Raw genomic sequence first — 13,692 nt, forward strand, 5'->3', positions numbered from 1 at the left:
TATCGACATGGCCGACCACGACGGAGGTGCCGCGCTCACCGGGCGACACCGACCCGGTGTACCAGCCCGCCGGCCGGGCGCCGTCCGTGCCCGTACCCCTACGCGCCGAAGCGGGGGACGGAAGCCCCTTACATACCGGCGGTACGCGATCTACGCTGATCGCGCCCGGCCGGGGGTCACCCGGCAGATGAAGAAGTGCCTGCTCAGCGGCGTCAGTGCGGCCGCCGCGGGCCCGGAGGACGTCTTGAGCGACACACAGACCACGATCGACAACCGCCCTGCCTCGGTGGCGATGCTCTTCACCGAGCGGGTCGCCGCGACGCCGGACGGCGAGGCGTTCCGCTATCCGGTGCTCACCCCGGCCGGGGCGGACGACGTGCCGTCGCCGACCACCCCCGGCGCCGACGCGGGCGCGGAGCCGGAGGGACCGGCGGACGGGTCGGCGACTGGTCTGCCGGACGGCGCGCAGGACGGCCCGCCGAAGGGTCTGCCGGACGATCTCGCGCCCGGCTGGAAGTCGCTCACCTGGGCCGAGACCGCCGAACGGGTCTACGCCGTCGCCGCCGGACTGATCGGCCTCGGGATCGACCCCGAGGACCGGGTCGCCCTGATGGCCGCCACCCGGATCGAGTGGATCCTGGCCGATCTGGGCGTGATGTGCGCGGGCGGCGCCACGACCACGATCTACCCCACCACCAACGCCGAGGAATCGGCGTTCATCCTCACCGACTCCGGCAGCCGGATCCTGATAGCCGAGGACGCCGAACAGCTCGCCAAGGCCGTGGAGCGCCGGGCCGAGCTGCCCGAGCTGCGCCATGTCGTGGTGATCGACCCCGCCGGTGCCGAGACCGGGACCGACGGATTCGTCGTCACCCTGGCCGAGCTGGAGACCCGGGGCCGCGCGCTGCTGGCCGAGCGCCCCACGGCCGTCGAGGAGCGGATCGCCGCGATCACCCCCGGTCAGCTGGCGACCCTGATCTACACCTCCGGGACCACCGGCCGCCCCAAGGGCGTCCGGTTGCCGCACGACAACTGGTCGTACATGGCGAAGGCGATCGCCGGGACCGGTCAGATCAACAAGGACGACATCCAGTACCTGTGGCTGCCGCTGGCCCATGTCTTCGGCAAGGCGCTGATCTCCGGTCAGATCGAGGTCGGCCATGTCACCGCCGTCGACGGCCGCCACGACAAGATCGTGGAGAATCTGCCGGTCATCCGGCCGACCTATATGGCGGCCGTGCCCCGGATCTTCGAGAAGGTCTACAACGGGGTGGCCGCCAAGGCCCGCGCGGGCGGCGCCGCGAAGTACAAGGTCTTCCGCTGGGCCGCCGAGGTCGCCCGCGAACACGCCCGGATCACCCAGGACAACTTCCGCCGCACCGGTTCGGCCACCGCGCCCTTCGGGCTCCGCTCCCAGCACCGGCTCGCCGACAAGCTGGTCTACGCCAAGCTGCGGGAGGCGTTCGGGGGACGGCTGAGGGTTGCCGTCTCCGGCTCCGCCGCGCTCTCCCCGGAGATCGGCTACTTCTTCGCGGGCGCGGGCATCCACATCCTGGAGGGGTACGGCCTCACCGAGTCCAGCGCCGTCAACTTCGTCAACCGGTACGGCTCCTACCGCACCGGCACCGTCGGCAAGCCGCTGCCCGGCCTGGAGGTACGGATCGCCGACGACGGCGAGATCCTGCTCCGCGGCCCCGCCGTCATGGAGGGCTACCACGGGCAGCCCGAGCAGACCGCCGAGGTGCTGGAGGAGGACGGCTGGCTGCGCACCGGTGACCTGGGCGAACTCTCCGCCGACGGCTATCTCACCATCACCGACCGCAAGAAGGACCTGATCAAGACCTCCGGCGGCAAGTACATCGCGCCGACCGAGGTGGAGATCCAGTTCAAGGCGATCTGCCCGTACGTCTCGAACATCGTGGTGATCGGCGCCGACCGCAACTACTGCACGGCCCTGATCGCCCTCGACGAGCCCGCGATCCTCGGCTGGGCCGAGGAGAACGGGCTCGCGGGCCGGAGCTACCAGCAGCTGATCGGCGCCGCCGAGACCCGGGAGCTGATCGCCGGATACGTGGAGCGGCTCAACGAGGGCCTCCAGCGCTGGCAGACCGTGAAGAAGTTCCGGCTGCTGCCCCGCGACCTCGACGTCGAGCACGGCGACCTGACCCCGAGCATGAAGCTGAAGCGCCCCGCCGTCGAGCGGGAGTTCCAGCACCTGGTCGAGGAGATGTACGCGGGCCAGCGCGAGGCGTGACGACACCGGGCCCGGGGCTTCCCCGGGCCCGGCCCGCAACCCCGTCCGCAGGGCCTTCGTCGCAGGTCGGAGCCGGTCCAGCCGGAGCCGAGGGGCCGGGCGCCGAGTGGTTGTCCACAGGGCGCCGCGGCCACCGCGGAAGTACCGGACAATGGGCGTATGCCTTCCGTACTGCCCGACGGCGTGCCCGTGCCCGACGACGGGTCGCTCCCCGCCTCCGCGCTCGACGGGGCCGCCGAGCGGCCCCTCGCCTTCTATCTCCACGTGCCGTACTGCGCGACCCGCTGCGGCTACTGCGACTTCAACACCTACACGGCGACCGAGCTGCGCGGCTCGGGCGGCGTGCTGGCGTCCCGGGACAACTACGCGGAGATGGTGGCCGAGGAGATACGGCTGGCCCGCAAGGTCCTCGGCGACGATCCGCGCCCGGTGCGGACCGTGTTCGTCGGCGGCGGTACGCCCACCCTGCTCGCCGCCGCCGATCTGGTCGCGATGCTCGACACGGTACGGAGCGAGTTCGGCTTCGCGGACGGCGCCGAGATCACCACGGAGGCCAATCCGGACTCCGTCGACCCCGCCTATCTGGCCGAGCTGCGGGCCGGCGGCTTCAACCGGATCTCCTTCGGCATGCAAAGCGCCCGGCAGCACGTCCTGCGGGTACTGGACCGCAGCCACACCCCCGGCCGCCCCGAGGCGTGTGTGGCCGAGGCCCGCGCCGCCGGATTCGACCATGTGAACCTCGACCTGATCTACGGCACCCCCGGCGAGTCCGACGACGACTGGCGGGCGTCCCTGGAGGCGGCCCTCGGAGCCGGACCCGACCATGTGTCGGCGTACGCCCTGATCGTGGAGGAGGGCACCCGGCTGGCGAGCCGGATCCGGCGCGGCGAGGTGCCGATGACGGACGACGACGTGCACGCCGACCGCTATCTGATCGCCGACGAGATGTTCGCCTCGGCGGGCTTCGACTGGTACGAGGTGTCGAACTGGGCCACCTCCGACGCGGCCCGCTGCCTCCACAACGAGTTGTACTGGCGGGGCGCCGACTGGTGGGGCGCGGGCCCCGGGGCGCACAGCCACGTCGGCGGGGTCCGCTGGTGGAACGTGAAGCATCCGGGGGCGTACGCGGCGGCGCTCGCCGAGGGCCGCTCGCCGGGCGCGGGCCGGGAACTGCTCACCCCGGAGGACCGCCGGGTCGAGCGGATCCTGCTCGAACTCCGGCTCCGCGACGGCGTCCCGCTCGACCTGCTGCGCCCGGCGGGCCTGCGCGCTGCCGCACAGGCCCTGACGGACGGCCTGCTGGAGCCCGCGCCCTACGAGGAGGGCCGTGCGGTACTGACCCTGCGGGGCCGGCTGCTGGCGGACGGGGTCGTCCGCGACCTGGTCGACTGACCCCGGCCGCGCCCGGAGAGGTACCGGAGCGGAAACGGTCCGGACGGCAGCGATCTGTTCGCCGCGGGCCCCGTCTGGGATGCTGAGGGCCGGGCTCGACAGGGGGCGGACGGTGTATACGGAACCTATGGCGCGAGCCGTGGTGGAACCGGCGGTACTCGAGCTGATACGGCGCTACCCCCGTGGCGCGCCGTTCTCCACCACGGTCACCTTCGGCGGGGACGACTTCACCATGTGCGCCCATGTACGGGCGCAGCGGGCGGCACCCGGGCAGGTGAGGATCGCACTGGCCTGTTGGGTCGTCAACACGGACGCCGCACGCTATTTCGGTGACAACCCGCCCGCCGGGGAGGAGAGACGCCTGCCGCCGGAAGGCACGGCGGAGTGGGACGAGGAACTGACCAGCCGGGTGATCGGCCACCTTGCGGCTCGTATGAACGCTCTCGCCGCCGCCCGGCCGACCGCCGACGAGCACCTCACCATCACCGTGCCCCTCGTCCTGACGTAGTCCGGCACAACGCCCCGGGGCCCGGCCGGGACCGCGCGCTCAGATGACCGGAGCCGGCCCGGCCGGGCCGACTCCCCGGGTCACTCCGGGGGTGCCGTGACGAAGTCGATCAGTTCCTCGACCCGGCCCAGCAGCTCCGGCTCCAGGTCCTTGTAGGAGTGGACCCGGGAGAGGATGTGGCGCCAGGCGGCGCCCGTGTCCGGCGGCCAGCCGAGGGCCCGGCACACACCCGTCTTCCAGTCCTGGCCGCGCGGGACCTCGGGCCAGGCCCGGATGCCCACCGACGACGGTTTCACCGCGCCCCAGACGTCGATATACGGATGCCCCGCCACCAGCACATGCGGATCCGTCACGGACGCCGCGATCCGGGACTCCTTCGAACCCGGCACGAGATGGTCGACCAGCACGCCCAGCCGGGCGTCCGGCCCGGGGGCGAACTCCGCGACGATCGCGGGCAGATCGTCGATACCCGCCAGATACTCCACGACCACCCCCTCGATCCGCAGATCGTCCCCCCACACCCGCTCCACCAGCTCGGCGTCGTGCCTGCCCTCCACATAGATCCGGCCCGCCCGCGCCACCCGGGCCCGCGCCCCGGGCACGGCCACCGATCCCGACGCCGTACGCGCCGGGCGGGCCGCGGCCCCCGCCGCCGGGCGCACCAGCGTCACCACCCGCCCCTCCAGCAGAAACCCCCGGGGCGCCAGCGGGAACACCCGGTGCTTGCCGAACCGGTCCTCCAGCGTCACCGTCCCCGCCTCGCACGCCACCACCGCCCCGCAGAAACCCGTGGCGACCTCCTCCACCACCAGATCGGGGTCCGAGGGGTCGGCGGGCACCTCGGGAACCGGTGCCGACTTCTTCCACGGCGGGGTCAGATCAGGGCTGTAGCTGCGCATTCGCCGACGCTACGACACCCCGAACCGGTCCGCCAGCACAGCGCGCTGGGCCCGGACGAACCCGGCGTCCACCACGGCCCCGTGCCCCGGTACGTAGACCGCGTCCGGCCCGCCCAGGGCCAGCAGCCGGTCCAGCGCGGTGGGCCAGCGGGCCCCCACCGCGTCCGGGCCCGCCTGCGGCTCGCCGGACTCCTCCACCAGGTCACCGCAGAACACCACATCCGGCTCGCCGCGGCCGCCCGGGACCAGGGCCGCCAGATCGTGCCCCGTATGCGCCGGGCCCAGCTCCACCAGCACCACCCGCCGCCCGCCGAGATCCACCACCAGCTCACCCGCGACGGCGTGCTCCGGCGCCACCAGCGCCCGCGCCGACCGGGCGGCCTCCTCCTCGTCCACCCCGAACCGCACCGCGTCCGCCCGCAGCGCCTCCCGCCCCTCCCCGCTCAGCAGCGCCGCCACCCCGGCCGCCCCGAAGACCTCGGCCCCCGGGAACGCCGCCGTCCCCAGCACATGGTCGAAGTGCGGATGGCTCAGGGCGATATGCGTCACCGGGCGCCCGCCCAGCAGCGCCTCGGCCCGGGCCCGCAGCTCCTCGCCCTCCGCCAGGGTCGACCCCGTGTCGTACAGCAGGGCGCCGTTCCGCCCGGCGACCAGCCCGCAGGTCGCGTCCCACCCGGGCAGTCTGCGCCGCCCGACCCCGTGGGCCAGCCGCTCCCAGCCGTAGGCTTCCCACGCGATGTCCCGCCCGATGTCTCCGCCGGTGTCTCCGCCGAAGTCGTCGTCGATGTTCCTGTCGATGCCGCCGCCGAAGTTCATACCGGGACGCTATCGCCACGATCGCGGGCGAAGCGGGCGGCGGGGACGCGGTACCGTGGTCGGTCACCTTGCTCCGGCCGTACCGGGCGGCCGTACACTGGCACGAAGGAAACCTGGCACTCGGACACATGGAGTGCCAGGCGGGTCACCGGGGAACATTTCACGGACAGGCAAGACGGAGAGCGGCCCGTGCCGCCGCTCCGGGCAGGCGGACGACGCAGTTGGAGGTGGGCGCGATGCTCAGCGAACGCAGACTGGAAGTGTTGCGCGCCATCGTCCAGGACTATGTCGGCACCGAGGAGCCGGTCGGTTCCAAGGCGCTCACCGAGCGTCATCAGCTCGGGGTGTCACCCGCCACTGTCCGCAACGACATGGCGGTGCTGGAGGAGGAGGGGTTCATCGCCCAGCCCCACACCAGCGCCGGCCGTATCCCCACCGACAAGGGGTACCGCCTCTTCGTCGACCGGCTCGCCGGGGTGAAGCCGCTCTCCGCGGCCGAGCGGCGGGCCATCCAGAGCTTCCTCGACGGCGCCGTCGACCTCGACGACGTCGTCGGCCGTACGGTACGGCTGCTGGCGCAGCTGACCCGCCAGGTCGCGATCGTCCAGTACCCGTCGCTGACCCGGTCCACGGTCCGCCATGTCGAGCTGCTGTCGCTGGCCCCGGCCCGGCTGATGCTGGTACTGATCACCGACACCGGCCGGGTCGAGCAGCGCATGATCGACTGCCCGGCGCCGTTCGGCGAGACGTCCCTGGCCGATCTGCGGGCCCGGCTCAACAGCCGGGTCGTGGGCCGCCGGTTCACCGATGTGCCCCGGCTCGTCCAGGACCTTCCGGACTCGTTCGACGAGCCGGAGGACCGGGGCACGGTCACCACCGTGCTCTCCACCCTCCTCGAAACCCTCGTCGAGGAGACCGAGGAGCGGCTGATGATCGGCGGCACCGCCAATCTCACCCGCTTCGGACACGATTTCCCGCTGACCATCCGGCCCGTGCTGGAGGCTCTGGAGGAGCATGTGGTGCTCCTCAAGCTGATGGGCGAGGTCAAGGAGTCCGGCGGGATGGGTGTGACCGTCCGAATCGGTCACGAGAACGCCCATGAGGGCCTCAACGCGACGTCCGTCGTCACCGTCGGCTACGGTTCCGGCGACGAGGCGGTTGCGAAACTCGGCGTGGTCGGACCGACCCGCATGGACTACCCCGGAACGATGGGAGCGGTACGCGCAGTGGCACGTTACGTCGGACAGATCCTGGCGGAGTCGTAAGTGGCCACGGACTACTACGCCGTACTCGGCGTACGCCGCGACGCGTCCCAGGACGAGATCAAGAAGGCGTTCCGCAGGCTCGCCAGGGAACTCCATCCGGATGTGAATCCGGATCCGAAGACGCAGGAGCGGTTCAAGGAGATCAACGCCGCCTACGAGGTGTTGTCGGACCCGCAGAAGAAGCAGGTCTACGACCTCGGCGGCGACCCGCTGTCCCAGTCGGGCGGCGGCGGGGCCGGTGGGTTCGGCGCGGGCGGCTTCGGCAACTTCTCGGACATCATGGACGCCTTCTTCGGTACGGCGTCCCAGCGCGGCCCGCGTTCGCGCACCCGGCGCGGCCAGGACGCGATGATCCGGCTGGAGATCGATCTGAACGAGGCGGCGTTCGGTACGACCAAGGAGATCCAGGTCGACACCGCCGTCGTCTGCACCACCTGCTCCGGTGAGGGCGCCGCGCCCGGCACCTCGGCGCAGACCTGCGACATGTGCCGCGGCCGCGGTGAGGTCTCCCAGGTCACCCGCTCCTTCCTGGGCCAGGTCATGACCTCCCGCCCCTGCCCCCAGTGCCAGGGCTTCGGCACGGTCGTGCCCACGCCCTGCCCGGAGTGCGCGGGCGACGGCCGGGTCCGCTCCCGGCGCACCCTGACGGTGAAGATCCCCGCCGGTGTCGACAACGGCACCCGGATCCAGCTCGCGGGCGAGGGCGAGGTCGGCCCCGGTGGCGGCCCCGCCGGAGACCTGTACGTCGAGATCCACGAGCTGCCGCACGCGGTGTTCCAGCGCCGGGGCGACGATCTGCACTGCACGGTCACCATCCCGATGACCGCGGGCTCCCTGGGTACCAAGGTGCCGCTGGAGACGCTCGACGGCATGGAGGAGGTCGACATCCGGCCCGGTACCCAGTCCGGCCAGTCGATCCCGCTGCACGGGCGCGGAGTGACCCATCTGCGCGGCGGCGGCCGGGGCGATCTGATCGTCCATGTCGAGGTGACCACCCCGACCAAGCTCGACCCCGAGCAGGAGCGGCTGCTGCGCGAACTGGCCAAGCTGCGTGGCGAGGAGCGGCCCCTGGGCCAGTTCCAGCCCGGCCAGCAGGGGCTGTTCTCCCGGCTGAAGGACGCCTTCAACGGCCGCTGAGCACTCGCAGTCCGGGCCGTGGTCCGGACCGTCTTTCGGACGCGAGCCCCCGGCCCCAGGGCCGGGGGCCCGTTTCGTCACGGACGTGCACAGGTGGCACGATGCTTCCATGTCCTCCCCGCCCCCCGCGCCCTCCTTCCTGTCCGAACTGTCCCGGTTCCCCGTGCTGGCGGCCCCCATGGCCGGCGGGGCGTCCAACCCCCGGCTGGCCGCCGCCGTCTCCGAAGCGGGCGGCCTCGGCTTCCTCGCCGCCGGATACAAGACGACCGACGGGATGTACCAGGAGATCAAGCAGATCAGGGGAGCGACCGGACGGCCCTTCGGGGTGAATCTCTTCATGCCGCAGCCCCGGACCTCGGACCCGAGCGCCGTCGAGGTCTACCGGCAGCAACTCGCGGGCGAGGCGGGCTGGTACGAGACCCCGCTCGGCGACCCCGAGTCCGGCCGGGACGACGGCTACGAGGCCAAGCTGGCCATCCTGCGGGACGACCCGGTCCCCGTCGTCTCCTTCACCTTCGGCTGCCCCGCCCCCGACGTCCTGGCGTCCTTCGCCCGGGCCGGGACGTACACCGTCGTCACCGTCACCACCCCCGAGGAGGCACAGGCCGCCGCGTGGGCGGGCGCCGACGCGCTCTGCGTCCAGGGCGTCGAGGCGGGCGGCCACCAGGGCACCCACCGCGACGACCCCGCCAACGACGGCACCGGCATCGGACTGCTGGCCCTGCTCGGACTGGTCCGGGCCACCGTCGACCTGCCCCTGATCGCCACCGGCGGACTGATGCGGGGCGACCAGATCGCGGCGGTACTGGCGGCCGGGGCGAGCGCCGCGCAACTCGGCACGGCCTTCCTGGTCTGCCCCGAGTCCGGCGCCAACCCGCTCCACAAGCAGGCCATGACCAATCCCCTCTTCACCCGGACGGAACTCACCCGCGCCTTCACCGGCCGCCCCGCCCGCGGCCTCGCGAACCGCTTCCTGCGCGAACACGGGCCGTACGCCCCCGCCGCCTACCCGGAGGTGCACCACCTCACCTCCGGGCTCCGCAAGGCCGCCGCCGCCTCCGGCGACCCCCAGGGCATGGCCCTGTGGGCCGGACAAGGCCACCGGCTCGCCCGCGAACTGCCCGCCGCCGACCTGGTGGCCACCCTGGTCGCCGAATGGCGCGAGGCCGCCGCCGCGGCCGGTGCCGACACCGCCGGAGCCGTAGCGGACCAGGAGGGCACCCGATGACCGCGCCCGTCTTCGTCGTCGACACCCTCGACGGCACCGCCCCCGGCTCCGTCCTCACCCTCGACGGACCCGAGGGCCGCCACGCCGTCTCCGTCAAACGGCTCCGCGCCGGTGAGGACGTCGTCCTCACCGACGGCCGGGGCCGGGGCGCCGCGGGCCGCGTCCTGCGGACCGAGGGCAAGGACGTGCTCGTGGTGGAGACCGTCGACTGCCCGGAGGAGCCGGAGCCCTCGCCCCGGATCACCGTCGTCCAGGCCCTGCCCAAGGGCGACCGGGGCGAACTCGCCGTGGAGACCATGACGGAGACCGGTGTCGACGCGATCGTCCCCTGGTCCGCCGCCCGCTGCGTCACCCAGTGGCGCGGCGACCGGGGCGCCAAGTCCCTGGCGAAATGGCGTGCCACGGCCCGGGAGGCGGGCAAGCAGTCCCGCCGGCTGCGCTTCCCCGAGGTCGCCGAAGCCGCCACCACCCGCCAGGTCGCCGAACTCCTGGCCGCCGCCGACTTCGCCGCCGTCCTCCACGAGGAGGGCTCCGTTCCGCTCGCCACGGCCCCACTCCCGGCCCGGGGCTCCGTCGTGGTCGTCGTCGGCCCGGAGGGCGGGGTGTCCCCGGAGGAGATCGCCGCCTTCGAGACCGCCGGAGCGCGTCCGTACCGGCTGGGAAACACCGTGCTGCGCACCTCGACGGCGGGTACGGCGGCGACCGCGCTCCTCCTGACCCGTACCGGCCGCTGGTCCTGACCGCCCGACCGCCCGACCGCCCGACCGCCCGACCGCCCGGCCGCTGGACCGGACGGCGCCCCATTTCCCTTTTGTTGATCCGAACGGGTGACGTATGGCCGTATGCGGACTGTTGCCGCGGCCCCGGCGGTGCCACCCTTCCGTGCATGCGCGACAGCACGGGCGACGGCGGTACGGGGACGGCCGCGCGGCGGCGGACGACGGTGGCCGGGATGGTGGTGGCCGTCGTCGTGATCGGGGCCACGGCCTGCGAACCCGGCGGGGAACGGACCCTCTCGGCCGCCTCCGTGGCCAGGACCACCGAGCACACCGTCCAGAACACCCTGGAACGGATCGGCTTCGACGTCCGGCGGATCGGCTGTACGGCGACCGTGCCCGGTGAGGGCGGCCGGGCCAAGCCGGCCGACGGCGACGGCGCGGCGACGGTCGCCTGCGAGGGGCGGACCCGCGACGAACGCCCGATCGCCGTCAAGGGGAAGGTGACGGACGAGACGCCGGGGCTCTGCGTACGGGGCGACCTCGACGCCCGGGTCGACGGCGAACTGGTCTTCGAGGCCCGGTACCTGGGCCGGTGCGACAAGGGCAGGACCCGGGCCCCCGCGGTCCGGGAGACCGACCAGCGGACCCGGCCCGCGCCCACCCGGACCAGGACCCGTACGGAGGAACGGACCGAGACCCGGACACGGACCCGGACCGTGACCGAGACGAAGACGGCGACGGCGACCGTGACGGCGACGGTCACCGTCACGGCGACCCGGACCGCCACCCCCAAGGACTGACCCGGCACCCCGGCACCCCGGCACCGGAACCCCGCCCACCGATCACGGTCGATACCATGTACGGGTCGGCGACCGGAACGCCGAGATCATCGACCAGAGGAGCCCGGGCATGGCGGGAGAACCGCAGGCCGACTGCCTGTTCTGCAAGATCGTGGCGGGGGAGGTGCCCGCGACCGTCGTCCGGGAGACCGAACACGTCGTCGCCTTCCGCGACATCAACCCGCAGGCGCCCACCCACGTCCTGGTGATCCCCAAGGCGCACTACCCCGACGCCGCGTCCCTCGCCGCCGCCGCGCCCGAACTGGCCGCCGCGGTACTCGCCGAGGCCGGACAGGTCGCCGCCGACGAGAGCGCCGAGGCGTACCGGATCGTCTTCAACACCGGCTCCGGCGCCGGACAGACCGTCTTCCACGCCCATGCCCATCTGCTCGCCGGGCGCGGCCTCGCCTGGCCCCCCGGATAGCGGCCGGAACACCCCACCGCGAACCCCGCGAAACCGGCGGACGGCGCGGACGAACAGCAGGCAGAACGGGACAGGCAGGTCAGCATTGTGTCCGTACGTGAACTCGTGGTCCTCGGCACGGCGAGCCAGGTCCCCACCAGACACCGCAACCACAACGGCTATCTGCTCCGATGGGACGCCGACGGCCTGCTGTTCGACCCCGGCGAGGGCACCCAGCGCCAGATGCTGCGCGCCGGGGTCGCCGCCCACGACCTCAACCGGATCTGCGTCACCCACTTCCACGGCGACCACTCGCTCGGCCTCGCCGGAGTGATCCAGCGGATCAACCTCGACCGGGTCCCGCACGAGATCACCGCCCACTACCCGGCGAGCGGGCAGCGCTTCTTCGAACGGCTGCGGTACGCCACCGCCTACCGCGAGACCGTCTCCCTCACCGAGGGGCCCGTCGCCGCCGACGGCGTCATCGCCCGTACGCCCGCGTACACCCTCGAAGCCCGGCGGCTCTCCCACCCCGTCGAATCCTTCGGCTACCGCCTGACCGAACCCGACGGCCGCCGGATGCTGCCCGAGCGGCTCGCCGCGCACGGCATCGCCGGACCCGACGTCGGACGCCTCCAGAAGGAGGGCGCCGTCGGCGGCGTCACCCTCGCCGACGTCAGCGAGGAACGCCGGGGCCAGCGCTTCGCGTTCATCATGGACACCCGGCTCTGTGACGGCGTCCACGCCCTCGCCGAGGGCTGCGATCTGCTCGTCATCGAGTCCACCTTCCTCGACCAGGACGAACGGCTCGCCGTCGACCACGGCCACCTCACCGCGGGACAGGCCGCCCGGGTCGCCCGGGACGCGGGCGTACGGCATCTGGTGCTCACCCACTTCTCCCAGCGGTACGCCGACGCCGACGAGTTCGAACGACAGGCCAGGGCCGCCGGATACGACGGCGAACTCACCGTCGCCAAGGACCTCATGAGGATCCCCGTACCCAAACGCGCCTCCTGACCCCGCCAGCACCACCCGCACCATCCGCAAGCACCCCCGGAAAGACCTCACCGTGCCGCTCCCCAAAGCCGAACTCCACCTCCACATCGAAGGCACCCTCGAACCCGGACTCGCCTTCGCCCTCGCCGCCCGCAACGGCCTGACCCTGCCCTACGCGGACACCGGGGAACTGCGCCGCGCCTACCTCTTCCAGGACCTCCAGTCCTTCCTCGACCTGTACTACGAACTGATGGCGGTACTGCGCACCGAGGACGACTTCGCCGAACTCGCCGACGCCTACCTCGCCCGCGCCGCCGCCCAGGGCGTCCGGCACGCCGAGATCTTCTTCGACCCCCAGGCGCACACCGCCCGCGGCGTACCCCTGGCCACCGTCGTCGCCGGGCTGACCCGCGCGCTGGACGCCGCGCCCGAGCGCCACGGCGTCTCCACCCGGCTGATCATGTGCTTCCTCCGGGACCTCTCCGCCGAGTCCGCGATGGAGACCCTGGAGGCCGCCCGGCCCCATCTGGACCGGATCACCGCCGTCGGCCTCGACTCGGCGGAGGCGGGCCATCCGCCCGCCAAGTTCAAGGAGGTCTACGAGGCCGCGGCGGCGCTCGGACTCCGCCGGGTCGCGCACGCGGGCGAGGAGGGCCCGCCGTCGTACATCCGCGAGGCCCTGGACGTCCTCGGCGTCGAGCGGATCGACCACGGACTCCGCTGCCTGGAGGACACCGAACTCGTCGACCGGCTGGTCCGGGAACGGACCCCCCTGACGCTCTGCCCCCTCTCCAACGTCCGGCTCCGGGCCGTCGACACCCTGGCGGACCACCCGCTGCCCCGGATGATGGACGCCGGACTGCTCTGCACGGTCAACTCCGACGACCCCGCCTACTTCGGCGGCTATGTCGGCGACACCTTCCACGCCGTGCGCGAGGCGCTGGACCTGGGCCCCGAGCGGCTGCGCGAACTGGCCCGGAACTCCTTCCTGGCCGCCTTCCTCGACGACGACGAGGAGCGCAGGGCACGGCTGATCGCCGAGGTGGACGCCTACGACTTCGCCACCGAGGACACCGCGACGGGCTGACCACCCGCCCCCGGGGTCCCGGGGGCGTTGATCACCCCACCTCCCGGGCCGGGATTTGGCAGACTGGCCGAATCTGCACCACGCACAGGAGCGGCAGGCACGGTGATCACCCGACACGGCGCGCAGCACCCCGAACTCCCGCACTCCCC

13 protein-coding genes are annotated in these 13,692 nt (G+C 72.8%); 11 read left to right on the plus strand and 2 right to left on the minus strand.

Annotation, left to right across the window (positions count from 1 at the left end):
* The first annotated feature begins 244 nt into the window (after window positions 1-244).
* The 3 genes from AB0G74_RS30195 to AB0G74_RS30205 all read left to right on the plus strand — a co-directional run bounded on the left by AB0G74_RS30195 (window position 245) and on the right by AB0G74_RS30205 (window position 4,154).
* On the plus strand, window positions 245-2,254 hold the full coding sequence (locus AB0G74_RS30195; protein WP_361152636.1) for a long-chain fatty acid--CoA ligase: 2,010 nt from the start codon (window positions 245-247) through the stop codon (window positions 2,252-2,254).
* 159 nt (window positions 2,255-2,413) lie between these two features.
* Window positions 2,414-3,646: a radical SAM family heme chaperone HemW gene (gene hemW, locus AB0G74_RS30200; RefSeq protein WP_361152639.1), complete on the plus strand. Its 1,233-nt coding sequence runs from the start codon at window positions 2,414-2,416 to the stop codon at window positions 3,644-3,646.
* Window positions 3,647-3,773: 127 nt separating this feature from the next.
* On the plus strand, window positions 3,774-4,154 hold the full coding sequence (locus AB0G74_RS30205; RefSeq protein WP_361152642.1) for a hypothetical protein: 381 nt from the start codon (window positions 3,774-3,776) through the stop codon (window positions 4,152-4,154).
* Window positions 4,155-4,234: 80 nt separating this feature from the next.
* On the opposite strand, the gene AB0G74_RS30210 is transcribed toward AB0G74_RS30205, so the two are convergent.
* Window positions 4,235-5,053, minus strand: coding sequence for a DUF3097 domain-containing protein (locus AB0G74_RS30210; protein ID WP_361152644.1), 819 nt, complete (start codon window positions 5,051-5,053; stop codon window positions 4,235-4,237).
* A 9-nt stretch (window positions 5,054-5,062) separates the two neighbouring features.
* A complete protein-coding gene (locus AB0G74_RS30215; protein ID WP_361152646.1) occupies window positions 5,063-5,869 on the minus strand; it encodes an MBL fold metallo-hydrolase in 807 nt (268 codons plus the stop codon).
* Between the two features lie 236 nt (window positions 5,870-6,105).
* On the opposite strand from AB0G74_RS30215, the gene hrcA reads away from it, so the two are divergent.
* The 8 genes from hrcA to AB0G74_RS30255 all read left to right on the plus strand — a co-directional run bounded on the left by hrcA (window position 6,106) and on the right by AB0G74_RS30255 (window position 13,543).
* Complete coding sequence (gene hrcA / locus AB0G74_RS30220) at window positions 6,106-7,134, plus strand: heat-inducible transcriptional repressor HrcA (protein ID WP_358823520.1); 1,029 nt, start codon at window positions 6,106-6,108, stop codon at window positions 7,132-7,134.
* Window positions 7,135-8,271, plus strand: coding sequence for a molecular chaperone DnaJ (gene dnaJ / locus AB0G74_RS30225; protein WP_358823519.1), 1,137 nt, complete (start codon window positions 7,135-7,137; stop codon window positions 8,269-8,271). It begins immediately after the preceding gene.
* 109 nt (window positions 8,272-8,380) lie between these two features.
* Window positions 8,381-9,499, plus strand: coding sequence for a nitronate monooxygenase (locus AB0G74_RS30230; RefSeq protein ID WP_361152650.1), 1,119 nt, complete (start codon window positions 8,381-8,383; stop codon window positions 9,497-9,499).
* Window positions 9,496-10,239 carry a 16S rRNA (uracil(1498)-N(3))-methyltransferase gene (locus AB0G74_RS30235; protein ID WP_361152652.1) on the plus strand — a complete coding sequence of 248 codons (744 nt, stop codon included), beginning with the start codon at window positions 9,496-9,498 and terminating at the stop codon, window positions 10,237-10,239. The genes AB0G74_RS30230 and AB0G74_RS30235 overlap by 4 nt, the downstream gene beginning before the upstream one ends.
* Window positions 10,240-10,385: 146 nt before the next feature.
* Window positions 10,386-11,018, plus strand: a complete 633-nt coding sequence (locus AB0G74_RS30240) for a hypothetical protein (protein ID WP_361152655.1) — start codon at window positions 10,386-10,388, stop codon at window positions 11,016-11,018.
* A gap of 109 nt (window positions 11,019-11,127) precedes the next feature.
* Window positions 11,128-11,481, plus strand: a complete 354-nt coding sequence (locus AB0G74_RS30245) for an HIT domain-containing protein (RefSeq protein ID WP_361152657.1) — start codon at window positions 11,128-11,130, stop codon at window positions 11,479-11,481.
* Between the two features lie 87 nt (window positions 11,482-11,568).
* On the plus strand, window positions 11,569-12,477 hold the full coding sequence (locus tag AB0G74_RS30250) for a ribonuclease Z (protein WP_361152659.1): 909 nt from the start codon (window positions 11,569-11,571) through the stop codon (window positions 12,475-12,477).
* 52 nt (window positions 12,478-12,529) lie between these two features.
* Window positions 12,530-13,543 (plus strand): adenosine deaminase, encoded by a 1,014-nt coding sequence (locus AB0G74_RS30255; RefSeq protein WP_361152662.1) that lies wholly within the window; start codon window positions 12,530-12,532, stop codon window positions 13,541-13,543.
* Window positions 13,544-13,692 lie beyond the last annotated feature (149 nt).

Origin of the sequence: Streptomyces sp. NPDC020875, assembly GCF_040641415.1 — a bacterium.
Lineage (GTDB): Bacteria > Actinomycetota > Actinomycetes > Streptomycetales > Streptomycetaceae > Streptomyces.